Below are 22,030 nucleotides of genomic sequence, written 5' to 3' on the forward strand. Positions count from 1 at the left end.
CTCCTGAAGGCGGCGCTGGAACGCTCAGTCGATGCTGCCAGATACTGGCAGGAACCGGATGGCGAGGACACGCTGTTGGCCGCGCCGGTGCTCGCGGAGCCGCTGCAACGAATCGCTGGACACATTGCGGACTCCGGCAATGCGCAATGGTGGTGTGCGCCCGTCGATCTGCGCTCACAGTTTCACGTGGAATTTGATCAACTAGATCCCAGCGCTTCGGTGACACTCGCAGACCGCAGCGTGGCCAACGAGCTCAAGCGCTGGAAGGAACTGCTGATCCTGACCGAGGCACGTTTCGCCGCCGAAAAGCCGACACCGGCCAGCGCAAACCTCGGTGGCGATTGGTGGTCAATGCCCAGCATGAACCTCGTGGCCACCAGCGGAATTTTCGCCGACAAACAGCCGTTGGGCTTGAGCTGCGTCGAAGACGGTTTCGGCTGGGAACAAGCGGTGACCCGAGCGGCGAGCGTGCCGCCCTCGGTGCGGATACTGGAGATCTCTTTTGCCGCCGATTGGGTTCGGTTGTGCCGCAAATACGGCATCGAGGTCACCGCGGGCAAACGCCATGACTGGTATCGAACCACCGGCCGCGACGGCTCCTGGGTGATGCCCGACTGGTCGCTGGTCGCGCAGCACTACGACGGCGTGCATCTGAGCGTGGCCGGATATCTGGGCCTTGCCGGAGAATGCCTTGAAGTAGACGAAAATTTCGCCAGCGCGATCGCCGGATGGGACCCGGATAAGACCTATTGGTTCACCGATGAAATCAGATTCTATGCGGAACCCGTGAATTGGAGCTGCCTGGATACAAACAGCGAGGCGCGCCGTTGGGTTTGCACGACGGGACAATAGAATTCATGAGCAGGTCACGGGCGCAGCTGAACGGCCGGAAATCTGGTGCAATGGAAGCTATGACTGAAGCGAAATCCGAAAACCTGGCCGCTGCTACCGAGATCCTGCTGCAATTGCGCTGGTCGGATCAGGACGCATTGGGGCATGTGAACAATGCCCGCATCGTCACGCTGATGGAAGAGGCACGCATTCGCTGGACTCGTGAAGACGGCAAAACCGGCCGCTTCGAATTCGGCACGGTCGTCGCCTCGATCCAGGTCGACTACCTGCGCCCGCTCTACTACCAGCCGGAAATGCTGATCCGCATGGGGATTACCCGCATCGGGACCAAATCCTTCAGCGTACGCGGGATCGGCTATCAGGAGGGTCATCCGGTCTTCGACTCGACAACGGTGATGGTGCCTTTGGCCGCGGATGGCAAGTCCTCCAGGGCCCTGAGCGAATTCGAACGGGTTTGGCTTGAAAACTCAGTGATTGACTCGCACGCCTAAGCCCTACCCAGCGTAAATGAGCAGTGGCCCCAAGTGAATCTACTGATTCTCTTGGGGCCACTGGCCGGTGTTGGCGCGAACCGCTACTTTGCGGGGTCCTGCGCGGCGTACTCATCCAAGACCTTCTTGCCAATCTTGAACGCGACATTCGCTGCCGGGACCGAACAGTAGATGGCGCACTGCAGGAAGACTTCCTTGATTTCCTCGGAAGTCATTCCGTTGCGCAGGGCGGCATGCACATGCATTTCAAGCTCTTCCCAGTAACCGCCGGCAATCATGGCGGTCAGCGTGATGGCGCTGCGCGTGGTGCGCGGCAGGCCGTCACGGGTCCAGATGGTGCCCCAGGCGTAGCGGGTGATCATTTCCTGGAATTCGTCGGTGAACTCGTTCGAATTCTGGGTGGAGCGGTCCACGTGCTCGTTGCCGAGTACTTCGCGGCGAACCTCCATTCCCGCGTCGTAGGCATCGCCGGGCAGTCGTTGTGAATCAGGCATATCAGCGGCTCTCTTAATTAATTGGCCAAGAAGAACTCAGCCAGCAAGGCTGCGGTCTCTTCGGGTGCTTCGGCCGGGGCCATGTGACCTGCGGAATCGATGACCGCCATGGTTCCGTGGGGTGCATTTTCGGCGATGAACTGAGCGTCCGCTGGAGGGCAGACCTGGTCCTGTGCGCCGTTGACGGCGATGATCGGATCGGTGGTTGCGATCAGCTGTTCGCGCACGTCGAAACCGGCCAGCGCGCCGCAGGCGTGTGCGTAGGCAAAGCGGTCCGCGTCCTGCAGGCTGTGCAGCAGGTCGGTGGAGATCACCGGCTCCTTCTCGATGAATCCGGGTGCGAACCAGCGTTCGGCGGACCCGGCGACCATGGTCGGGGTTCCGGCTTTGGCCACCAGTTCGGCACGTTCGGTCCAGCCCTCGGGGGTGCCGATCTTCGCTGCGGAGCAGATGGAAGACAGTGCGTTGAAGTAACCCGGGTAGTCCACGGCCAGTTGCAGCGCGGTGGCGCCGCCGAGTGACACACCGGCGTAGTACAGCTTGCTGCCTTCGGCGATAATGCCATCGGCACGCAGTGCTTCGACTACCTTGGTGACACCGGTGGCCAGCTCAGACAGGGAGAATGCTTCGGTGGATGGCTTGCTTTCGCCATGCCCCGGAAGGTCCCAGGCGATGACCTGAAACTTTTCCTTGAGGTAAGGCAATGCCGGGGCCCACAGCGGCAGGACGGCGGTGCCCAGCGACGGGCCAACGATGAGGGTGGGAAGTTCCTTGTTGGTGTGCAACAGGGAGGGGGTTAATTGTGGGACTGCCATAGTTCCTTCCGTGCCGAGTATTCGGCGAGTACGGTTTCGGTGAAACGATCCGCGGCACCGAGGTAGCCGGCGGGATCTAGTAATTCGAAGAGGTCTTGGTCGCTCAGATCATGCATTGGTATTTCCAAGCGCAATAGCTCGCGCAGGGAAATATCATCCTCCAGGCTGCGGCGCACCAGCGACTGGATGGCGGGCTTGCCGCCGGAGACCAACGGAGCCAGAACGGTAGCGAGGCGTTCGGAGAGCACAGCATCCCCGCCCAGTGCGAGGTTCCGCTCGATGGCTGGAAGATTTACGATGAGCCCGTTGGCGAGGGAAGACCCATGGAACGCTGCGCCCGAAGCCAACCGGGCCAGTTCGCGCAGTGCGTTCCATTCGGAGTGCCAGCCGCCATCCGGACGTTCATCTACGGCGGTGCCGGCAGCGGTGAACAGCGTGGAGAGCAACCCGGGGGAGCTGAACGCAGCATTGCGCAGCAGTATCGAACGTACCGGATTCTGCTTTTGCGGCATGGCCGAGGACCCGCCCTTACCGGCTTCGCGTGGTTCGGACAGCTCGCCGATTTCCGGCCGGGAGGCGGTAAGCACATCTGCGCCGAAGGTCCCCAGTGCGGCAATGGTTGCGGCCAGTGCTGAACCGATCTGCACAATGGGCATCCGGTTGGTGTGCCATGGGGTGCCAGGATCCGACAAGCCCATCAAGCGCGCCAAATCCGTGCTCAGTTGCTGGCTGGTCGCTGGTGCCCCGGTTCGGCTCGACAGGAACTGCTCGAGGGAAGCGAGGGTTCCCACTGCGCCGCCCCACTGCAGGGACAGCTGCTTCGATGCGGATTCCAGCTGCTGCTCGGCGCTGAGCACGGCCGAAAGCCAGCTGGCAGCCTTCCATCCAAGAGTGGTTGGCAGCGCGTGCTGGGTCAGCGAGCGGGCAATGCAGATCGTCCCGCGATTGGCCTGCGCCAGGTGAGCCAGTCCCTGCGCGGCACGGCGCAAATCTGCCAACGTCTGGCCGGCAGTCTTGGACAGAACCAGCATCAAGGCGGTGTCGATGATGTCTTGGCTGGTGGCCCCGCGGTGCAATGAGGCACTTGCAGATTTTGGCGCACCATCGGCGTTGAGCAACTCGCGCATCATGCCCAAGAGCGGGATCAAGGCATTGGCTCCATCAGGAGTTTTGGAAGCCAGCAAGGCCAGATCGTAGCGCTCTACCTTGGACACTGCCCGAACGGCCTGCGCGTCTTGGCCGGTGCACAGGCCTGCTTCAGCCTGGACTTGCACCCAACCGGCCTCAACATCCAGCATGGCCTGGACGAAAGCCGCATCGCTGGCCAGGGCCGCTGCCGCAGTACCAGCCCATGTGGGGGCCAGTACGCCGTAGTCTGCGCCATCCATTCGGTGCCTCGATTCTTAGCTGTTGAGCGTGTAAGCCGTCTATCTAGAACTCTAATGCCCGGCAACGGGCAGAACCCCGCCGGGTGCTCCAACGCCCGTAACAGTGCGGGCGCCGGGGCAATCCAGCGGGGTGGCTTGGAATTTCCTAGCTTTCACGCGGGTAGGAGAGGAACACCGTCTCGTTCTCGCCCTGCAGCCGGATATCGAAGCGCAGCGAGCCGTCCGCTTCGCGGGTGGCAATCAGCGTGGAGCGTTCTGCTTCGCTCAGCGATGCCAGCAGCGGGTCAGCGGCCAGCGCTTCGGTGTCCTCCGGCAGGTAGATGCGGGTGAACAGCCGGTTGAGCAGTCCGCGGGCGAAGACCGTGAGCATGATGAACGGTGCCTTGCCCGCTTCGGTGGCGCCCGGGTTCACGGTGGTGAAGGTGTAATGCCCGACGTTGTCCACCGCCACGCGGCCCCACCCGGTGAAGGTGTAGCCGTCGCGGACCAGCGAGCCATCGCGCGAGACGACATTGCCGTGCTCGTCGGCCTGCCAGATTTCCAGCAGCGCGTCCGGGATGACCTCGCCCTTGCCATCGGTGATGACCCCGTGCAGGCGCACCGAGCGGGGATTGGCCTGGCTAACCAGCTCGTTGTCCTTCTCGAAGGGCAGCGCGTATCCGTAGAACGGGCCAATGGTCTGTCCCGGAGTCGGGACGAGTTTCAGTTCAGGTGCCTGTGCCATTTAGTGCTCTCCCTCTTCGTCTTCCATCCAGGTGCGGTTGCTGCCGGTGAGCACGATGTCCCAGTTGTAGCCGGTGGCCCATTCGTGGCTGGTGAGCGAATGGTCGTAGGTGGCGACCAGGCGCTCGCGGGCCTTCGCATCGGTGATCGACTGGTAGATCGGATCCAGCGCGAACAGCGGATCGCCCGGGAAGTACATCTGGGTGATCATGCGCTGGGTGAAGTCGGTGCCGAACAGCGAGAAATGGATGTGCGCCGGGCGCCAGGCATTGTGGTGGTTTTTCCACGGGTAGGGTGCCGGCTTGATGGTGGTGAAGGAGTATTCGCCGTTCGGGCCGGTGATCGCCCGTCCCACGCCGGTGAAGTTCGGGTCGATTGGGGCCGGATGCTGGTCGCGCTTGTGGATGTAGCGTCCGGCGGCGTTGGCCTGCCAGATTTCCACCAGCTGGCCGGCCACCGGGCGGCCATCGCCATCGAGCACGCGGCCGGCAACGACAATGCGCTCGCCGATCGGCTCGCCGTTGTGCTGGATGGTCAGATCCGATTCCAGCGCATGCACGTCGCGCTGGCCGAAGGCAGGGGAGTGCAGCTCAATGGTTTCCGGGTCTGCGTGGTGCAGGTTCTTGGTCGGGTGGCGCAGCAGCGAGGAGCGGTAGGGCGCGAAGTCGATGCGCGGCTGGGTTTCGGCTTTCTTGCCGGCCAGGACCTCCTGGCGGTAGGCCTCGTGGAGATCGGCGATCTCGCCGCTGATTTCTTCCTGGCTGGCGGTGGTTGCCGCAGGGTCCAGAAGATGCGAGTTGTTGAAGGACTCGGCTTCGGTGCGGTCCTGCGGTGCGGTTTCGGTGCTCATTGCGGGCTCCTTTCTAAGGTGCGGAGGATGGTTAGAGGTTCTAGGCGTGGGGCCAGCCGGTGTAGGACTCGGCCAGGTACTGCTGGCCGAACCGCGAAGAGGTGACGGTTTCCAGCTCGCCCAGGGCGCGCTTGGCCATGAACGGGTCGCCGCCCACCGGGGTGTGCAGCATGGAGGTCATCCAGTAGGAGAAGTTCTGTGCCTTCCACACCCGCTTCAGCGCGAGGTCCGAGTAGCCTTCCAGCAGCTGGTCGCTGCCGGTGGAGAAGTAGGAATCCAGCGCCTCGAAGAGCACCTTCACATCGGCGAAGGCCAGGTTCAGGCCCTTGGCTCCGGTGGGCGGGACGGTGTGCCCGGCGTCGCCGATCAGGAACAGGCGCCCGTGGGAGAGCGGTTCGCGCACGAATGAGCGGAAGCCCAGCACGGTCTTGTCGAAGATCGGCCCGGTTTCCAGCTGGAAGTTGTCCGGCCCGTCCACGCGCTTTTGCAGTTCGGCCCAGATGCGGTCATCGCTCCAGGCGTTCACGTCCTCGTTCGGGTCGCACTGGAAGTACATGCGCTGCACGGTTTCGCTGCGCTGGGAGATCAGCGCGAAGCCATGCGGGGAGTTGGCGTAGATCAGCTCGGGTGCGGACTTCGGCGCTTCGGTGAGGATGCCGAACCAGGCGAAGGGGTAGGCGACCTTGAAGTCCTGTTTGACGGTCTCGGGCATCTGGCGGCGGGCGAAGGAGCGCGAGCCGTCGGCACCGACGATCACATCAGCGTGCACTTCGAACTCGGTGCCCTCGGCGTCGGTGAAGCGGAACTTCGGGGTGGTGGTCTCCATGTCGAGGATCTCGGTGACCTCGCAGGAGTAGCGCACGTCGCCCTGGTCGCGGTGGCGGGCCGCGGACAGGTCCACGAACACCTCGTTCTGCGCGTAGAGGGTGACGGTGGCGTCCACCAGGTCGCGGAAGTCCAGCGGGTGGGATTCGCCATTGAAGCGCAGGTCGATGCCGGCGTGCTCGTCGCCGTGGGTGAGCACGCGGCCGTCGACGCCCGACTCGGTGAGCATCTGCACCGCTTGGGCTTCGAGGATTCCGGCGCGATGCGTATTGCGGATAGTTTCGTGGTCGCGCATTTCCACGACGATGTTATCGATGCCGGTCTTGGCCAGCAGATGCGAAAGCATGAGCCCGGCCGGACCGCCGCCGATGATGCCGACCTTGGTCTTGAGGATGCGTGGATTCTGGACCATGGGACCTTGCCTTGCTGTCGTCTGGGCCATGTCCCGCGCGGCCGGCTGCGTTGCCGGGCCGGGTCAGCTGGCCGAGGGAAGTATCGGGGAACTTCCACAAGCATGCGATGCAGGTGACCTGGCCGACAGCCACGTTCTCAATGAATGAGAATAATCAAGGAATGGCTACTGCGTTTCGGCCAACGCCACGCGGGATAGCAGGTCGCGCAGCTGGAGACGTTCATCGGGGGTGAGCGCCTCGAGGGTTTCATTTTCGTTCGCCTTGGTAACCTTCCTGGCCTGCGCGTAGAGCTCGCGCCCGGCGTCCGTGGCCACGATGACCTTGGAGCGGCGATCCTTGGGATCCGGCATGCGCGTGACCAGCCCGCTGGATTCCAAGCCGTCCACCAGAGGGACGATCTGGCTGGGATCCAAGGCCAGGAATTCTGCCAGATCGCGCTGGGTTGGCACGATGTCGCTGCAGGCCAGCGAGAGCACCGAGTAGGACCGCACCTTCAAGCCCAGGGGCTTCAGTGCTTGGTTGGCCCGGCTTGATCCCAGGGAGCGCATGCGCGCCACCAGGAAGTTCAGCTCCTGCACGAGATCGCATTTCATGAACTGTTCTTCCTTCGCTGATTTGGCGGTGATTTTATTGCTCACTCCACTATCCCCACTTTTCATGAAAAAATAAACCATTGACTTTCTCAAGGATTAAAGATCTTATGTATGTAGTCAAGGTTCCCACTTTCTACCAAGGGGGAGCAATCGAAACACCCATTGAAATGGAGAACTCATGTCGCTAGCAGGAAAAGTTGCCATCGTCACCGGAAGCGGACGCGGACTGGGTCTGAGCTACGCGCAAGAATTGGCTCGCCAGGGCGCGGCGGTCATCATCAACGATGTTGACCCAGCTGCTGTGGAAGCTGCAGTTTCCTCCATTGCCGCAGCCGGCGGCAAAGCCGCCGGCATCGTCGCGGCCGTCGGCTCCACCGAAGCCGCCAAGGCGCTGGTGGCTGGCGCAGTCGAGAACTTCGGCCGCTTGGACATCCTGGTGACCAATGCAGGGGTGCTGCGCGACAAGTCGCTGCTGAAGATGACCGATGAGGATTTCGACCTGGTCATCAACGTCCACCTGCGTGGCACCTTCACTTGCGTCCGCGAGGCCTACGCCTACTTCAAGGAGAACGATATCCGCGGCCGCATTATTGCCATCGGTTCGCCTACCGGCCAGCGCGGCAACTTCGGGCAGACCAACTACTCAGCAGCCAAGGCCGGCATTGTGGGCATGGTGCGTACCTGGGCGCTGGAAATGAAGCGCGCCGGCATTGCCGTCAACGCAGTCATCCCGGTGGCTGCCACCGAGATGACCAAGACCGTTCCGTATTTCGCCAAGGCCGTCGAGGCCGACGAGCGCGGTGAGGCCATGCCTGACTTCTTCCGCAAGGACCTGGGCTTCGGCACCGCAGACGATGTGGCCGGACTGATCTCATTCCTGGCTTCCGAGGAAGCAGGCGGCATCACTGGCCAGGTCATTGGCGCCGGTGGCGACCGCCTGCAGCTGTGGAGCCACCCGGAGGCGATCGCATCGGAATTCAACGACGGCGGCTGGGACTATGCAACACTTCAGGAGCGGTTCCCCTTCGCGGGCAACCAGCAGTCCGTAGGCGAGAAGTTCCCGGAGCTTCCTGAGGAACTCCGTCCGGAACCAGCCAAGTAACCTCCGGAGGAAAACCCATGACTGCACGCTATGAATTAGGAGTCGACTTCGCGGCTTTGGATGCCATCGATATGCACGTGCATCTTGAAGTCGATGAATGCGGCCACAAGGCCATGCCGGAAGATCTCTTCGAGGCCTCGGCGGCGTATTTCAAGTCGGAAGACCGGACCCCGTCCATCGACAGCATTGCGCAGCTCTACCGCGAGCAGAAGATGGCAGCGGTGGTCTTCACCGTTGATGCGCGCACCGCACTGGGCCATGAGCCGAACTCCATCGACGACCTGGTGGAAGGCTGCGCGCGGAACAATGACGTGCTGATTCCCTTCGGTTCGGTGGATCCTCGCCGCGGGCAGCCGGCGATCGACGACGCGCGGTACCAGGCAGAAACCCTGGGAGTGCGCGGCTTCAAGTTCCATCCGTCATTGCAGGGCTTCGACCCGAGCGATGAGAGCTTCTACCCGCTCTGGGAGACGCTGCAGGAACTGGGCCTGCCCTGCATTTTCCACACCGGTCAGAATGGAATGGGCGCAGGGCTTCCCGGCGGGCGGGGCATCAAGCTGCGCTATTCCAATCCGCTGCTGCTGGACGATGTCGCCGCGGATTTCCCGCACCTGATCATCATCATGGCGCACCCTTCGGTGCCGTGGCAGGACGAGGCGAACTCGATTGCCACGCACAAGGCGAATGTCTACATCGACCTCTCAGGCTGGAGCCCCAAGTACTTCCCGGCCTCGCTGGTGAAGATGGGGAATAACGTGCTTTCGCGCAAGCTGCTGTTCGGCACCGACTTCCCGCTGATCACTCCGCAGAAATGGCTGGACGCATTCGCGCAGCTGGAGTTGAAGGATGAGGTCCGTCCGGGAATCCTGAAGGGCAACGCGATGCGCGTGCTGGGGGTGGAGGGCTGATGGAAGCCGTTGCCACCAGTGACTTCTACGGATTCAGGGACCTGCTCAGCGAGGCCGAGCGCAGCGCGCTGTCGCGCCTGCGCGGCTTGCTGGAAGAGCACGTGCGCCCGGTGCTCGACGAGTACTGGGAGTGCGGGGAATTCCCGGAGCAGATTGTCGCGCCGCTGGTCGACGCCCAGCTGATGGAACCAGCCGAAGTCCTCCAGGCCGGTGAGCGTCCCTCGGGCCTCTATGCCGGTTTCCGTAACTTCGAGCTGGGTCGCATGGATGCCTCGGTCGCCACCTTCTACAACGCGCAGTCGGGACTCTTCCGCACCACCGTGAATCTCGGCGGAAGCCCAGAGCAGGTGGCGCAGCTGGAACCGCAGATCACGTCCTTCGCCTACAAGGGCGTGTTTGCCCTGACCGAGCCGGAGCACGGCTCGGACATCGCCGGCGGGCTGGCAACCTCAGCCAAGCAGGAGCAGCGCAGCGGGGAAGACGGCTGGCTGATCAACGGGGCAAAACGCTGGATCGGCGGCGCCAGCCAGGCAGATGTGCTGGCAGTTTTCGCCCGCGACGAGGCCGACTCCCAGGTCAAGTGCTTCCTCGTGCCAACGGATGCACCCGGCGTGAAGATTAGCAAGATCCCGGGCAAGACCAGCCTGCGCATCATGCAGAACGCGGACATCGCGCTGTCCGGAGTCTGGGTCCCGGCTTCGGCCCGGTTGCAAAGGATCAACTCCTTCGCGGACGTCGCGGCTTGCCTGCGCAATATGCGCTCGGATGTCGCCTGGATTGCCACCGGCGTGTGCTTCGGTGCATATGAATCGGCCCGCGACTACGTCGCCAAGCGCAGCCAGTTCGGCAAGCCGCTGGGCTCCTTCCAGCTCATCCAGGAAAAGCTGGCGCATATGCTCTCCAATGCCACCGCCTGCCTGGCCATGGTGGTGCGGCTGACCCAGCAGCAGGAAGCGGGCATCTACCGCGACGAGAATTCGGCGATGGCCAAGATGTTCACGGCCCGGATGCTGCGCGAGACCGCGGCGCTGGCCAGGGAAGTATGCGGCGGCAACGGGATCTTGCTGGAGAACAGCGTGGCCCGCCATCACGCGGATGCCGAAGCCATCTATTCCTACGAGGGCACCCATGAGATCAATTCGCTGATCATCGGCCGGGCCATTACCGGCGTCAGCGCCTTCCGCTGACTTCTGCAGCACAGCTCATTAGCAATCAACCATTACAACATCAGGAGAAATACCATGGCACCGACCATTTTGGATTACGCAGACCTCGCCACCGCTGAGGGCAAGGACTTGGGCTACAGCGAATACCGCGTGGTCACGCAGGAGCAGGTCAACACCTTCGCTGACGCAACCGATGACCACCAGTGGATCCATACCGATCCGGAAAAGGCCAAGGACGGCCCCTTCGGCGGTCCGATCGCCCACGGCTACTTGACCTTGAGCCTCCAGATCGCCTTCTGGAGCGAGCTCTTCGACGTCACCGGCGTGAAGACCAAGGTCAACTACGGCCTGGAAAAAGTCCGTTTCCCATCGCCCGTGCCAGTGGGCTCCAAGGTCCGCATGAAGGCTCAAATCGCCGAGGTGGAAGAGGTCAAGGGCGGCTACCAGATCGCTGTGGACCAGGTGGTTGAGGTGGAGGGCGGCACGAAACCGGCCGTCGTCTCCCGCGGGATCTACCGCTTCTACGCCTAGCGCGCAGCACTGCTGGGCCTGTGCTGCACCGCATCGATCGACCTAACGAAAAGAGTGACAGATGTTGAATAAGGGGTTTGGCAACTGGATCCACCGGCGCCGGGTGAAGTCCGCGCAGCAGGATGCGGTGATCCATGCGGGGGTCAGCCTGAGCTACGCCCAGCTGGCCGAACGCATCGACAGGCTCAGCAGCGCCTTGGCGGCCCAGGGCGTTGTCCGGGGCAGCCGGGTGGCGTTCCTCGGCGCCAACCACGCCGCCTACCTGGAGACCATGTTCGCTGCCACGCAGCTCGGGGCGCTGTTCGTTCCGCTCAATGTGCGCTTGGCTCCGCGGGAACTGAACTTCGCCTTGCGCGACTCGGGCAGCGAAGTGCTGGTCTATGTCGAGAACTTCACCGCTGAAGCGAAAGCGGCAATTGAGGGCAGTCCGGTGAACCAGGCATGGGAAGTCGCGCTGATCCCCTGCGTAGACAGCTCCTACGAGCGGGCCTTGCAAGCCGGTGAGGCAACCCACCCGGACCTGGCCGTGGAACTCGAAGACCCAGCCATCATCCTGTATACCTCGGGCACTACAGGCACACCCAAGGGCGCGGTCCTCACCCACGCGAACATGACATGGAATTCCTACAATGTCATCGTGGACTACGACATCACCAGCACATCGGTGGTCCTGCTCATCGCTCCGCTATTCCATGTGGCGGCACTGGGCATGGGCGCACTGCCGGTGCTGCTCAAGGGCGGAACCGTTGTGCTGCAGGAGCGTTTCGAACCAGCGGCGGTCCTGGATGCTGTGGAACGCTACCAGGTCACTCAGCTTTCGGGAGTGCCAACCACCTTCCAGCTGCTGGCCGAGCATGAGAATTGGGCGAACACGGACTTATCCTCGCTGCAGATGCTCACCTGCGGCGGCTCGGCCGTGCCGCTGCGCGTGCTGGAAGCCTACGAAGCCCGCGGACTGGGATTCAGCGGCGGGTACGGGCTGACCGAAACCGCGCCGGGGGCCACGTTGCTGCAGGCGGTGCATTCGCGTCCGAAAATGGGTTCGGCCGGCTTGCCGCACTTCTTCACCGATATCCGTATCGCCGATTCACTGGGCAATGAATTGCCCGCCGGCGAGGTCGGCGAAATCCTGATCAGCGGTCCCAACGTCATCAAGGAATACTGGAACCGTCCCGAAGCGACGGCCGGGTCATTCTACGAACCCGACTGGTTCCGTTCAGGGGATATCGGGCATGTGGACGAGGAGGGTTTCCTGTTCATCTCGGACCGCCTGAAGGACATGATTATCTCCGGCGGAGAGAACATCTATCCGGCAGAAGTCGAGCAAGCCATCATGGAGCTGCCCGAAGTCGAGTCTGTCGCTGTCATCGGGATCCCGGATGACAAATGGAGCGAAGTGCCGCGCGCAATCGTCGTGCTCAAGCCCGGCAGCTCAATGTCCCAAGAAGGCATCGTGGCACATCTCGATGGCCGGTTGGCACGCTACAAGATTCCGCGTACAGCAGTATTCCTCGAGGAACTGCCTCGCACGGCCAGCGGCAAGATCCGCAAAGCGGATCTGCGCAAGCAGTACAGCTGAGGATTCTCAGCCCGGGCGCTTCCGGAAGCGTCCGAGCTGGAACGCGTTGGCCATCGGTCAGGATCTGGCCAGGAATCCCTGAAGTTAAATCGTTATAAGATCAACCATTGACTTTTTCAATGATTGATCTAGTCTGGATATGTGTCTCAAATCACACGCAATTCGCGGTCCGCCAATGGGGACCGGGGCACTGGCTTTCTAGGGGGAAACATGAATAAGCGCTGGTCTACACTGCTTGCAGGCGCGGCGGTCCTATCACTCGGCCTGGTGGGCTGTGGCGGAGGTTCGCTGTCCGGCTCGACGGAATCAGAGGGAAGCACATCCGCCGCCGCCGAGGATGGCTCGCTCACCAAAATCACCGTAGGCATTCTGCCAATCGCACCGTCGGTTGCAGTGCAGCAGGGCATCGACGCCGGGACCTTTGAAAAGCATGGCCTGGATGTAGAACTGAGCACTTCCAACGCCGGTGCGGCGATGCTCCCAGCGGTATCCACCGGAGAATTGGCCATTGCCGTGGGCAATCCGCTATCGGTGATGACCGCTGCGGACAAAGGCCTGGACATGAAGATCCTCACCGGCTATTCCGCTTCCAAGGCTGATGGGGAGGACGTCAATGGAGTAGTTGTGCGCAAGGACTCGGGCATCGGCGGCTGGGAAGATCTGGCTGGAAAAACCACATCGGTCAACGCGTTGCGTACCCAGGGCGACCTGACGATTATGGAATCCGCAGAAATGGCTGGAGCCAATCCGAAAGACCTGAAGTTCAGCGAAATGCCTTTCCCGGATATGGAGGCGCAGTTGGATCGCGGCAACGTTGACGCTGTCTGGCTTCCAGAGCCGTTCCTCTCGCGTGCTTTGGGCGACAAGGACAACGAACTGCTTGGCTATCCAAACCAAGAAGCAATTCCGGGGTTGCCAACCATGGTGACGTTCACCAGCGGCCAGTTCGCTGAAGAGAATCCGGAAGTCATTTCCAAGTGGAAGTCAGCTATGGCGGAAGTACTGCCGGCCTCCGATAGTGATCCGGATGCCGCCAGGGCCATGTTGCCAGACTTCATCAATATGGATGCCAAGGTAGCCGAAGGCTTGCTCATGGAAACCTGGGAAGCGGAAACCCCAATTGAGGAACTGGCAAAGCTCGGAGATCTGGCCGCCAAGTTCGAATTCCTGGAGAAGGCCCCAGACATGAACAACCTCATCGCCAAGTAATTCCACAACTTCACGCTATTGCTGCTGCGGTTCCGGATTCCGGACGCCGCAGCACCAATGACACTCAATTGGGGGTAGTTGCCATGAAACACTCGCTCAAGCTCGCACTCGCTTCGCTATCAGTCCTCGCGCTTGCTGCCTGCAGCTCCGGTTCGCCTAGCGGCGGCTCGGCCGGGGAAGATGCTGCAGGATCAGATGGCTCGCTGGAAAAAATCACCGTCGGGGTAATCCCCATCGTCGATACCGCACCAATCTGGCTGGGAGAATCCAAGGGCTTCTTCGCTGAAGAAGGCCTGGACTTGGAAATTGAAACCGCAACTGGCGGTTCGGCTATCGTCCCGGGTATCCAATCCGGGAGCTATGACTTCGCCTTCTCCAATCTGATCTCGGTAATGGTCGCCAACGACAAGGGACTGGACATGAAGTTCGTCGCCAATGGCATCTCCACCACAGGTGATGTGAAATCCGACGTCGGGTCCGTGCTGGTCAAAAATGGTGCCAAGATTTCTTCGCCCAAGGACTTGGCCGGCAAGAAGGTCTCGGTCAATAACCTGTCGAACATCGGCGATACCACCATCAAGTCAATTGTCGAAGAAGACGGGGGAGACCCGGCAAGCATCGAGTTCGTCGAGGTTCCTTTCCCCGATGCTCCTGCTGCACTGGAAAACGGCATCGTCGATGCCGCCTGGATCCTGGAGCCGTTCCAGAGTTCGGCCTTGGATGCCGGAGCGAAAATGCTCTCTGCGAACTTCGCCGAATTCGATCCGGAGCTAGATGTTGCCGGCTACTTCACTTCTGCGCAGTACGCCCAAGAAAATCCCGAGGTGACCGAGAAGTTCACCAAGGCGATGGACAAGTCGCTTCAGTATGCGCAGGAGAACCCTGGCGAGGTCCGCGAAGTTGTCGGAACCTACACCAAGATCAACGAGGAGGTCCGCGCCGATATGGTGCTGCCGCGCTTCCGGCCTGGCTTCAACCGCGAGGCCGTGCAAGAACTCGGCGATGCGGCACTGAGCTATGGCACCTTGTCCAAGCCAGTCGACCTGGAGAAGCTCCTGCCATGAGTGCCATCACTAGCACAGCGCCGGCTGAGGCGCGCCAAGCCAAGCGCAGGAAATCGGGCTCGAAATTCCCCAATGGCTTTTGGGGATTGATTGGCATCGTGATCTTCCTGGGGATCTGGGAACTGGTCCCGGCTCTTGGAATTGTCGAGGCGGCTTACCTGCCGCCCGCCTCCGAAGTGCTGCTGACGCTGTTCGCTGATCTTGCCTTGACCGCCTTCTGGGTCGCGGTGGGGGAAACCATGCTGGCATGGTTCATCGGCCTGGCCGCAGCGGTGCTGCTGGCGCTGGTACTGGGCTTGGTAATCGGCATGTCGAGCTTCCTGCGTCGTGCGACCAACTCCACCATCGAGTTCCTGCGTCCAATTCCGTCGGTGGCATTGATCCCGCTTGCGGTGCTTTTGTTCGGCACGAAAATCGAATCCTCGCTGATGCTGATCATCTATGCCTGCTTCTGGCAGGTGCTGATCCAGGTGCTCTATGGAGTTGCAGACGTGGATAACGTGGCGATGCAGACCGCGAGATCCTATGGATTCTCCCGGATCCAGCGCATCCGCGACGTCATCTTCCCGACCATGCTCCCTTACCTGATGACTGGCATCCGGCTGGGCGCTGCCGTGGCACTGATCCTGGCGATTACTGCGGAACTGATCATCGGCGCACCGGGTCTGGGCAAGGAAATCCAGCTGGCGCAGTCAGGCGGCGCAATCGCCGGAATGTACGCGCTGATTGTTGCCACCGGCCTGCTGGGCGTAGCAATCAACCTGTGCATGCGCATCATCGAAAAGCGCGTGCTTTCCTGGCACGCCTCAGTCCGGGGAGAGAACGCCGCATGAAACTCCTGAAGTCGATTTCCTTCATTCTGGCATTGCCGGTTCTGCTCATCCTCTGGTGGGTCGCGGCAACCCTTGGTGGAGCGAGCTTCTTCGTTCCTACCCCGGCAGACTTGGCCAAGACCTTCATCGAGACCTGGGTTGGCGAACGCATGTTCACCGACGTCCTGCCAAGCGTCCAGCGCCTGGTTCTCGGCGTGCTCGGGGCCATTGTGCTCGGTGTGCTGCTCGGGTTGCTCGTCGGCATGAACCGCACCGCCCGGGCAATTACCGAACCGGTGTTCGAGTTCTTCCGTGCTTTGCCGCCGCCGGTGCTGATTCCGGTGCTGATGCTCCTGGTTGGCATTAACGACGGCATGAAGATCGCGGTGATTATCTCCGGCGCGATTTGGCCGGTGCTGCTGAACACCATTGAGGGCGTTCGCGCCATCGATCCGGTGCAGAACGAAACCAGCCGCTCCTATGGCATCAGCGGTTTAGCCCGGATTCGCTACCAGGTGCTGCCAAGCGCCACCCCGACCATCATGGCTGGCATCCGCCAGTGCTTGTCGATCGGGCTGATCCTTATGGTCATCTCCGAGATGTTCGCATCCTCCTCCGGGTTGGGCTTCGCGATCGTCCAGTTCCAGCGTTCCTTCGCCGTACCGGAAATGTGGTCCGGCATCGTGGTGCTGGGCCTGATCGGGGTCATCATGTCATTTATATTCCAGTGGATCGAACGCCGCGTCCTGCGCTGGTACAACGGTCTGAAAGAGGTTGAAAATGCTGTCTAGCCAGAATGGAACCGCCGGCGGGCGCACCCTGCCAGAAGGCGAAGCGCTGCTCTCGGTCCGGGGGCTGAAGAAGGTCTACCACACCGACGGCGGCGATATCGAAGCGGTCCGGGACCTCACCTTTGACCTGGGGCATGGCGAGCTGGTGTGCCTGGTCGGCCCTTCCGGTTCGGGCAAGACCACATTGCTCAAGTGCATTGCCGGCTTGCTGGGCGCCACCAGCGGCGAGGTGCTGCTGGACGGGCAGAAAGTCACCGGACCGCCGAAGAAAATGGCCGTGGTCTTCCAGGAATACGGCCGGTCGCTGTTCCCGTGGCTGCGCGTGGCGGACAATGTCGAACTGCCGCTGAAGAACGCCGGCGTCCCGAAGGCCGAACGCAAGAAATTGGTGGACGATGCGCTGGAAGCCGTGGGGCTGAGCCATGTGCCCAAGTCCTACCCGTGGCAGCTCTCCGGCGGCATGCAGCAGCGCGTGGCGATCGCCCGCGCGGTGGCCTACCAGCCAGAGGTATTGCTGATGGATGAGCCATTCGCGGCCGTTGATGCGCAGACCCGCGCAGACCTCGAGGACCTGATCCGCAATGTCTGGAAGAAGCTGGGGGTCACCGTGCTGTTCGTAACCCACGACATCGACGAGTCGATCTACCTGGGCCAGCGCGTGATCATCTTGTCTTCTTCGCCAACCGTGGTGCAGGAGGATATCCTGATCGATCTGCCGGCAGAGCGCGACCAGCTGGAAACCCGGTCGCTGCCGCGATTCACCGAGCTTCGCCACCATGTCTACGCGGAAATCCAGAAGGCCAAGCAAGGGCATCGGCCCGAAGAGGCCAAGACGAAGTTCTTGACGAATCCCAAGTAGCGCTCTGAGCCGCCGATCCGTGCCGGGTCGGCGGCTTTATGGCGCCGGCCGGCAGCGTTTAGGGGTTCAGCAGGTCGATGAGTTCCAGCCCGCGCGTAGCCCACTGGATTTCAGCTTCTGCCCGGGCGATCAGGCCTTCGTAGGTGAATCGCTTGTAGGCAACCGTGGCTTCCCACTCCTCGCGCGGCGTGTTCTTCAAGCGCTTGGTGAGCATGGAGTTGCTGCCTTGCTCCAATTCCGCGATGCGTTCTTGCCATTGGTTGAGCAATGACCGGTGATGAGCGATATGTCCGCGCATCTGCTCGCGCGCGGCCTCGGGTTCCGCCCATTCCAGGTAGGCAGCCTTGAGATGCGCGGGATCGCGGGTGCGTGCGTACTCCAGGGGCGTGTTCATCCAATCCTTGAATTGGGTGACGCCATCCCGGGTGATGGTGTATTGCCGTTTCTTTCCGCGTGGACCCCAGGGCACATCCTGCCCTGCAATGAGACCTTCGGATTCCATGCGTTTCAGCTCGGGGTAGATCTGCGAATCCGGGGCGTGCCAGACGTGCCCGACCGACGATTCGAAGACTTTGTACAGGTCATAGCCGGTCATTGGTTCAACTGTCAGCAGTGAAAGCAGCGCGTTGCGAAGACTCAAAACCGCCCCTTTCCAGAAATGTGTTGCGTATCACTATCTATATAGCTAGTCTAATGGCATGCAAACTATCTATGTGCATAGATAGTTTCTCATATTCCGCCTTTGGGCAAACCACATATTGGATCCGCCATCGCCGAGCACTGCCGGGTCCGCAATCGAGAGGACCGTCATGACCGAGGTTGCCGCCAAGAGCACCACCACCGCCAAGATCATGGACCATCCGCTGAATGCCTGGTACGTAGCCGCCTGGGATCACGAGGTCACCCGCAAGCCGATGTCGCGCACCATTGCCAAGCGCCCGGTTGCCCTGTATCGCACCGAAGATGGCAAGGCCGTTGCACTGGCTGACTCCTGCTGGCACCGCCTGGCTCCGCTATCCATGGGCAAGACCGTGGGAAAGGACGGGTTGCAGTGCCCATACCACGGCATCGTCTACAACTCCGCTGGCCGGTGCGTCTCGATGCCTGCCCAGGAAACCATCAATCCTTCGGCTACTGTTCCTTCCTTCCCTATTGTTGAGCGCTACCGCTATGTCTGGATCTGGATGGGCGACCCCACCTTGGCCGACCCGGAGCTGGTCCCGGACATGCACCAGATGTCTTCCGAACAATGGGCAGGCGACGGCATGACCATTGCCGCCGATTGCAACTACCAGCTGATCCTGGACAACCTGATGGACCTGACCCATGAGGAATTCGTGCATTCCTCCTCGATTGGCCAGGATGAGCTGAGCGACTCGGAATTCATCACCACTCATGAAGGCAACAAGGTCACCGTCACCCGCTGGATGCATAATATCGACGCACCGCCATTCTGGCTGAAGAACATGCGCGACAAGTTCCCGGGTTTCGAAGGCAAGGTGGACCGCTGGCAGATCATCCACTTCGAAGCGCCGGCAACGATCACCATTGACGTCGGCGTAGCCAAGGCTGGAACCGGCGCGCCTGAAGGCGACCGCAGCCAAGGAGTCAATGGCTTCGTCATGAACACGATCACCCCGGAAACTGATCGTTCCTCGCATTACTTCTGGGCGTTCATGCGCAACTACTGCCTGGACAGCCAGCTGATCACCACCCAGCTGCGTGATGGGGTGCATGGGGTCTTCGGCGAAGACGAGGCGATGCTCAAGGCCCAGCAGAAAGCCATTGATGCCAACCCGGACTACGAGTTCTACAACCTGAACATCGATGCCGGCGGCATGTGGGTTCGCCGCATTCTTGACGGCATGCTCGCCGCCGAAGCCAACCAGTCCGTCCGCGCCTAGCCGGCTCCCGCGCTCAAACTGAAAGGTTGGTGCCAACGCAATGGCAGCGACAAATATTGAAGTCTGGCAGGAAGCGGAAGTCACCGGCATCGCAGACGTGGCCGATGGGATCAAGCGCATCGAGCTTGCCCCGCAGCTGCCAAAGCGAGCCGAGCCTGGCTCGCACATAGATTTGAAGGTGCAAATCAACGCAGAGGATGCCAAGCGCTCCTACTCTGTGGTCGAGTCGAGCGCCGACGGAACAACGCTGGTGATCAGCGTACTCAAGGCTCCGCTCTCCCGTGGAGGATCGGCCTATATGCATGAGCTGGCAGTGGGAGACCGGTTGCAGATCACCCAGCCATTGCAGAACTTCCCGCTACGCGTGGGTGCCAAGCACTACATCCTCCTGGCTGGCGGTGTCGGCATTACCGCCATGGCGAATATGGCTTCAGTGCTCAAGCGTTTGAATGCCGACTACACACTGGTGTTTGCCGGCCGCAAGCGTTCGGCCATGGCCTACTTGGCACAGCTGGAGGCGGAACACGGTTCTCGGCTGGAAGTGCACGTGGACGATGAAGGCACGTCCCTGTCGGTCAACGAGCTGCTGGAACGTGCCGGCGAGGAAACCGAACTGTACATGTGCGGGCCGATCCGGCTGATGGATGCAGTTCGACGTGGCTGGGCAGAACTCGAGCTGGATCCATCGGCGCTGCGCTATGAAACCTTTGGCAACTCGGGCTGGTACGACCCGGAGGAATTCATTGTCCGGGTTCCCAAGCTGAACCTGGAAGTGACCGTTCCCCAAGGGCGCTCCATGCTCGAAGCCTTGGAGGACGCCGGTGCGGACATGATGTCCGACTGCCGCAAGGGCGAATGCGGTTTGTGCGAGGTGCGCATTACCGAAATCACCGGACGGATTGACCACCGCGACGTGTTCTACTCCGAACGGCAGAAACGCCAGTCGAGCAAGATGAACTGCTGCGTTTCGCGAGCCATTACCTCGCAGACCGGTGCCAAGGCCGATGCCGCCCGCACCGGCGGACCCGCCGTGGTCACCATCGAACCGAACTAGCAAATTTCCCATCTTGGCACCCTCTCCGGCGGACCGAAATGGTTTCGCGGGCGGCTTGGTGCACCCCAAAACTGGAGATAGTTCCCCATGGACATCAAACAGAGAATTGAAAATTCACCGATGTCGGCCTTTCAATGGCTCGTCGTCGCAGTCTGCACCTTCTTGAACGCCCTCGACGGTTTTGATGTGTTGGCCATGGCCTTTACCTCAAACCAGGTTTCCGAAGAATTCTCGTTGAACGGCGCCCAGCTGGGCGTACTGCTCAGCTCAGGCCTCTTTGGCATGGCCGCCGGCTCATTGTTCCTGGCTCCATTCGCCGACCTGTTCGGACGCCGTCCGATGCTCTTGGCAACCACCGCGCTGGCATCGCTGGGCATGTTCCTCTCCGCCACCGCGGATTCCATGGCGAGCCTTGCCATCTGGCGTATCGTCACCGGCCTGGGAGTCGGCGGCATTCTGGCGTGCACCAACGTGATCACCAGCGAATACTCCAATGGACGCTGGCGAGGCATGGCGGTCAGCATCTACACCGCCGGCTACGGAGTCGGCGCCACCTTGGGCGGCATGGCGGCGGTCTCGCTGCAGGCCCATTACGGTTGGCGCTCGGTCTTCATTTTCGGAGGAGTGCTGACGATGGTCGCCTTCCTGGCTTTGCTGGCCGTCGTCCCCGAATCCGTTGACTTCCTGCTGACCCGGCGTACTGCGCGAACCGCCGAGAAGCTGAGCAAGCTGGCACGCAAGATGCACCTGGGTGCCGAGAACGTGGCCCTGCCAGAACAGGGCGACTCCGCATCTGGCCGAAGCCGCAACGCAGTCCTTGCGCTCTTCGCACCGGATACACGCCGGGTGACCGTGGTGATCTGGGTGGCCTTCTTCGCGGTGATGTTCGGCTTCTACTTCGTGAATAGCTGGACCCCGAAGCTGCTGGTAACCGCGGGCATGACCGAAAGCCAAGGTGTGGTCGGCGGCCTGATGCTGACCCTCGGTGGCACCTTCGGTTCCCTGCTCTTCGGCGCTTTGACCACCAAGTGGGCCGTTCGCAAGGTGCTCATTGCGTTCACTGTACTTTCCTCAGTGCTCATGGTGGTGTTCATCTCGGCGGCAGGCATCCTTGCACTGGCCTTCGTCCTGGGTGTTCTGGTTGGCATGCTCATTAACGGTTGCGTAGCCGGCCTATACACATTGACGCCGTCCTCCTATGCACCGCAGTGGCGTGGAACCGGCGTTGGCTGGGCTATTGGCATCGGCCGTTTCGGCGCGATCCTGGCTCCACTGGCTGCCGGCAGCCTGCTTGACGCCTCGTGGACCGCCGCCCAGTTGTACCTGGGCGTAGGCATTGTGGTGCTGTGCGCGGCAGTTGCGTTAATGATGCTGCGCGGCGGCGCGTCGCCTCACGCCCCGGAGAGGGAAACTTCGGATTCGGCAAGCACGAATTCCGTCAGCTAGGACATTTCTCAGCGGAGGGGCGGCGCCAACGGGCTTCGCCCCTTCAGCGTTTTAATGGCGCGTTTAGTAGCGTTTTAATGGCGCGTTTAGTCGGGGAGCGGTCAGTCTTTGATTCGCAGTGGCCATCTCGGATCTGGGCGGGTACTGGCCAAGGAATGGCG

General features: G+C 61.4%; 23 protein-coding genes. 15 read left to right on the forward strand and 8 right to left on the reverse strand.

The window, feature by feature from the left end; all coding sequences use genetic code 11:
• Positions 1–852, forward strand: an 852-nt coding sequence (locus tag ACT3TP_RS12825; protein ID WP_444620739.1) for a hypothetical protein, incomplete at its 5' end; no start/stop codon positions are given.
• Between the two features lie 50 nt (positions 853–902).
• Positions 903–1,343, forward strand: a complete 441-nt coding sequence (locus tag ACT3TP_RS12830) for an acyl-CoA thioesterase (protein ID WP_255248404.1) — start codon at positions 903–905, stop codon at positions 1,341–1,343.
• Between the two features lie 83 nt (positions 1,344–1,426).
• Here the strand turns inward: ACT3TP_RS12830 and pcaC are convergent, their stop codons facing one another.
• From pcaC to ACT3TP_RS12865, 7 genes are all read right to left on the reverse strand, one after another.
• The gene (gene pcaC, locus ACT3TP_RS12835; RefSeq protein ID WP_096285469.1) at positions 1,427–1,837 is read right to left on the reverse strand and encodes a 4-carboxymuconolactone decarboxylase; all 411 of its coding nucleotides are present in this window, start codon (positions 1,835–1,837) and stop codon (positions 1,427–1,429) included.
• 17 nt (positions 1,838–1,854) lie between these two features.
• On the reverse strand, positions 1,855–2,652 hold the full coding sequence (locus ACT3TP_RS12840) for an alpha/beta fold hydrolase (RefSeq protein ID WP_176484144.1): 798 nt from the start codon (positions 2,650–2,652) through the stop codon (positions 1,855–1,857).
• Positions 2,634–4,040, reverse strand: a complete 1,407-nt coding sequence (locus ACT3TP_RS12845) for a lyase family protein (RefSeq protein ID WP_444620740.1) — start codon at positions 4,038–4,040, stop codon at positions 2,634–2,636. The genes ACT3TP_RS12840 and ACT3TP_RS12845 overlap by 19 nt, the downstream gene beginning before the upstream one ends.
• 145 nt (positions 4,041–4,185) lie before the next feature.
• Positions 4,186–4,764: a protocatechuate 3,4-dioxygenase subunit alpha gene (gene pcaG / locus ACT3TP_RS12850; RefSeq protein WP_444620741.1), complete on the reverse strand. Its 579-nt coding sequence runs from the start codon at positions 4,762–4,764 to the stop codon at positions 4,186–4,188.
• Positions 4,765–5,613, reverse strand: a complete 849-nt coding sequence (pcaH, locus tag ACT3TP_RS12855) for a protocatechuate 3,4-dioxygenase subunit beta (RefSeq protein WP_444620742.1) — start codon at positions 5,611–5,613, stop codon at positions 4,765–4,767.
• A 40-nt stretch (positions 5,614–5,653) separates the two neighbouring features.
• A complete protein-coding gene (locus ACT3TP_RS12860) occupies positions 5,654–6,850 on the reverse strand; it encodes a 4-hydroxybenzoate 3-monooxygenase (RefSeq protein ID WP_444620743.1) in 1,197 nt (398 codons plus the stop codon).
• Between the two features lie 165 nt (positions 6,851–7,015).
• On the reverse strand, positions 7,016–7,489 hold the full coding sequence (locus tag ACT3TP_RS12865; RefSeq protein ID WP_444620744.1) for a MarR family winged helix-turn-helix transcriptional regulator: 474 nt from the start codon (positions 7,487–7,489) through the stop codon (positions 7,016–7,018).
• Between the two features lie 133 nt (positions 7,490–7,622).
• Here ACT3TP_RS12865 and ACT3TP_RS12870 point away from each other — a divergent pair, with 133 nt between their 5' ends.
• The 10 genes from ACT3TP_RS12870 (at position 7,623) to ACT3TP_RS12915 (ending at position 17,465) form a co-directional block, all read left to right on the forward strand.
• A complete protein-coding gene (locus ACT3TP_RS12870; protein WP_444620745.1) occupies positions 7,623–8,546 on the forward strand; it encodes an SDR family NAD(P)-dependent oxidoreductase in 924 nt (307 codons plus the stop codon).
• A gap of 17 nt (positions 8,547–8,563) precedes the next feature.
• The gene (locus tag ACT3TP_RS12875; RefSeq protein ID WP_444620746.1) at positions 8,564–9,454 is read left to right on the forward strand and encodes an amidohydrolase family protein; all 891 of its coding nucleotides are present in this window, start codon (positions 8,564–8,566) and stop codon (positions 9,452–9,454) included.
• Complete coding sequence (locus ACT3TP_RS12880; RefSeq protein WP_444620747.1) at positions 9,454–10,641, forward strand: acyl-CoA dehydrogenase family protein; 1,188 nt, start codon at positions 9,454–9,456, stop codon at positions 10,639–10,641. Before ACT3TP_RS12875 ends, ACT3TP_RS12880 begins: the two co-directional genes overlap by 1 nt.
• Before the next feature lie 54 nt (positions 10,642–10,695).
• On the forward strand, positions 10,696–11,151 hold the full coding sequence (locus ACT3TP_RS12885; protein WP_073707419.1) for a MaoC family dehydratase: 456 nt from the start codon (positions 10,696–10,698) through the stop codon (positions 11,149–11,151).
• A gap of 61 nt (positions 11,152–11,212) precedes the next feature.
• On the forward strand, positions 11,213–12,730 hold the full coding sequence (locus ACT3TP_RS12890) for an acyl-CoA synthetase (RefSeq protein WP_444620748.1): 1,518 nt from the start codon (positions 11,213–11,215) through the stop codon (positions 12,728–12,730).
• Between the two features lie 210 nt (positions 12,731–12,940).
• Positions 12,941–13,939 carry an ABC transporter substrate-binding protein gene (locus tag ACT3TP_RS12895; RefSeq protein WP_444620749.1) on the forward strand — a complete coding sequence of 333 codons (999 nt, stop codon included), beginning with the start codon at positions 12,941–12,943 and terminating at the stop codon, positions 13,937–13,939.
• A gap of 83 nt (positions 13,940–14,022) precedes the next feature.
• Positions 14,023–15,003, forward strand: coding sequence for an ABC transporter substrate-binding protein (locus ACT3TP_RS12900; RefSeq protein WP_444620750.1), 981 nt, complete (start codon positions 14,023–14,025; stop codon positions 15,001–15,003).
• On the forward strand, positions 15,000–15,836 hold the full coding sequence (locus ACT3TP_RS12905; protein ID WP_102598623.1) for an ABC transporter permease: 837 nt from the start codon (positions 15,000–15,002) through the stop codon (positions 15,834–15,836). The genes ACT3TP_RS12900 and ACT3TP_RS12905 overlap by 4 nt, the downstream gene beginning before the upstream one ends.
• Before the next feature lie 47 nt (positions 15,837–15,883).
• A complete protein-coding gene (locus tag ACT3TP_RS12910) occupies positions 15,884–16,606 on the forward strand; it encodes an ABC transporter permease (RefSeq protein WP_441674159.1) in 723 nt (240 codons plus the stop codon).
• Positions 16,596–17,465 (forward strand): ABC transporter ATP-binding protein, encoded by an 870-nt coding sequence (locus ACT3TP_RS12915; RefSeq protein ID WP_102598621.1) that lies wholly within the window; start codon positions 16,596–16,598, stop codon positions 17,463–17,465. Before ACT3TP_RS12910 ends, ACT3TP_RS12915 begins: the two co-directional genes overlap by 11 nt.
• Positions 17,466–17,523: 58 nt before the next feature.
• Here ACT3TP_RS12915 and ACT3TP_RS12920 read toward each other — a convergent pair whose 3' ends face one another.
• The gene (locus tag ACT3TP_RS12920; protein ID WP_102598620.1) at positions 17,524–18,105 is read right to left on the reverse strand and encodes a PadR family transcriptional regulator; all 582 of its coding nucleotides are present in this window, start codon (positions 18,103–18,105) and stop codon (positions 17,524–17,526) included.
• Between the two features lie 169 nt (positions 18,106–18,274).
• On the opposite strand from ACT3TP_RS12920, the gene ACT3TP_RS12925 reads away from it, so the two are divergent.
• The 3 genes from ACT3TP_RS12925 (at position 18,275) to ACT3TP_RS12935 (ending at position 21,869) form a co-directional block, all read left to right on the forward strand.
• Positions 18,275–19,369 (forward strand): Rieske 2Fe-2S domain-containing protein, encoded by a 1,095-nt coding sequence (locus tag ACT3TP_RS12925; RefSeq protein ID WP_102598619.1) that lies wholly within the window; start codon positions 18,275–18,277, stop codon positions 19,367–19,369.
• Positions 19,370–19,409: 40 nt separating this feature from the next.
• Positions 19,410–20,423 carry a PDR/VanB family oxidoreductase gene (locus ACT3TP_RS12930; RefSeq protein ID WP_102598618.1) on the forward strand — a complete coding sequence of 338 codons (1,014 nt, stop codon included), beginning with the start codon at positions 19,410–19,412 and terminating at the stop codon, positions 20,421–20,423.
• Positions 20,424–20,543: 120 nt separating this feature from the next.
• Positions 20,544–21,869, forward strand: a complete 1,326-nt coding sequence (locus ACT3TP_RS12935) for an MFS transporter (RefSeq protein WP_444620751.1) — start codon at positions 20,544–20,546, stop codon at positions 21,867–21,869.
• The last annotated feature ends 161 nt before the right edge of the window (positions 21,870–22,030 follow it).

This window comes from Glutamicibacter sp. AOP38-B1-38 (assembly GCF_052377485.1).
Taxonomy (GTDB): domain Bacteria; phylum Actinomycetota; class Actinomycetes; order Actinomycetales; family Micrococcaceae; genus Glutamicibacter.

Excerpts from the sequence above, each read along its gene's own strand:
- ACT3TP_RS12830 (WP_255248404.1), top strand. The coding sequence starts at position 903 with ATGGAAGCTATGACTGAAGCGAAATCCGAAAACCTGGCCGCTGCTACC.
- pcaC (WP_096285469.1), bottom strand. The coding sequence starts at position 1,837 with ATGCCTGATTCACAACGACTGCCCGGCGATGCCTACGACGCGGGAATG.
- ACT3TP_RS12840 (WP_176484144.1), bottom strand. The coding sequence starts at position 2,652 with ATGGCAGTCCCACAATTAACCCCCTCCCTGTTGCACACCAACAAGGAA.
- ACT3TP_RS12845 (WP_444620740.1), bottom strand. The coding sequence starts at position 4,040 with ATGGATGGCGCAGACTACGGCGTACTGGCCCCCACATGGGCTGGTACT.
- pcaG (WP_444620741.1), bottom strand. The coding sequence starts at position 4,764 with ATGGCACAGGCACCTGAACTGAAACTCGTCCCGACTCCGGGACAGACC.
- pcaH (WP_444620742.1), bottom strand. The coding sequence starts at position 5,613 with ATGAGCACCGAAACCGCACCGCAGGACCGCACCGAAGCCGAGTCCTTC.
- ACT3TP_RS12860 (WP_444620743.1), bottom strand. The coding sequence starts at position 6,850 with ATGGTCCAGAATCCACGCATCCTCAAGACCAAGGTCGGCATCATCGGC.
- ACT3TP_RS12870 (WP_444620745.1), top strand. The coding sequence starts at position 7,623 with ATGTCGCTAGCAGGAAAAGTTGCCATCGTCACCGGAAGCGGACGCGGA.
- ACT3TP_RS12875 (WP_444620746.1), top strand. The coding sequence starts at position 8,564 with ATGACTGCACGCTATGAATTAGGAGTCGACTTCGCGGCTTTGGATGCC.
- ACT3TP_RS12880 (WP_444620747.1), top strand. The coding sequence starts at position 9,454 with ATGGAAGCCGTTGCCACCAGTGACTTCTACGGATTCAGGGACCTGCTC.
- ACT3TP_RS12885 (WP_073707419.1), top strand. The coding sequence starts at position 10,696 with ATGGCACCGACCATTTTGGATTACGCAGACCTCGCCACCGCTGAGGGC.
- ACT3TP_RS12890 (WP_444620748.1), top strand. The coding sequence starts at position 11,213 with ATGTTGAATAAGGGGTTTGGCAACTGGATCCACCGGCGCCGGGTGAAG.
- ACT3TP_RS12895 (WP_444620749.1), top strand. The coding sequence starts at position 12,941 with ATGAATAAGCGCTGGTCTACACTGCTTGCAGGCGCGGCGGTCCTATCA.
- ACT3TP_RS12900 (WP_444620750.1), top strand. The coding sequence starts at position 14,023 with ATGAAACACTCGCTCAAGCTCGCACTCGCTTCGCTATCAGTCCTCGCG.
- ACT3TP_RS12905 (WP_102598623.1), top strand. The coding sequence starts at position 15,000 with ATGAGTGCCATCACTAGCACAGCGCCGGCTGAGGCGCGCCAAGCCAAG.
- ACT3TP_RS12915 (WP_102598621.1), top strand. The coding sequence starts at position 16,596 with ATGCTGTCTAGCCAGAATGGAACCGCCGGCGGGCGCACCCTGCCAGAA.
- ACT3TP_RS12925 (WP_102598619.1), top strand. The coding sequence starts at position 18,275 with ATGACCGAGGTTGCCGCCAAGAGCACCACCACCGCCAAGATCATGGAC.
- ACT3TP_RS12930 (WP_102598618.1), top strand. The coding sequence starts at position 19,410 with ATGGCAGCGACAAATATTGAAGTCTGGCAGGAAGCGGAAGTCACCGGC.
- ACT3TP_RS12935 (WP_444620751.1), top strand. The coding sequence starts at position 20,544 with ATGTCGGCCTTTCAATGGCTCGTCGTCGCAGTCTGCACCTTCTTGAAC.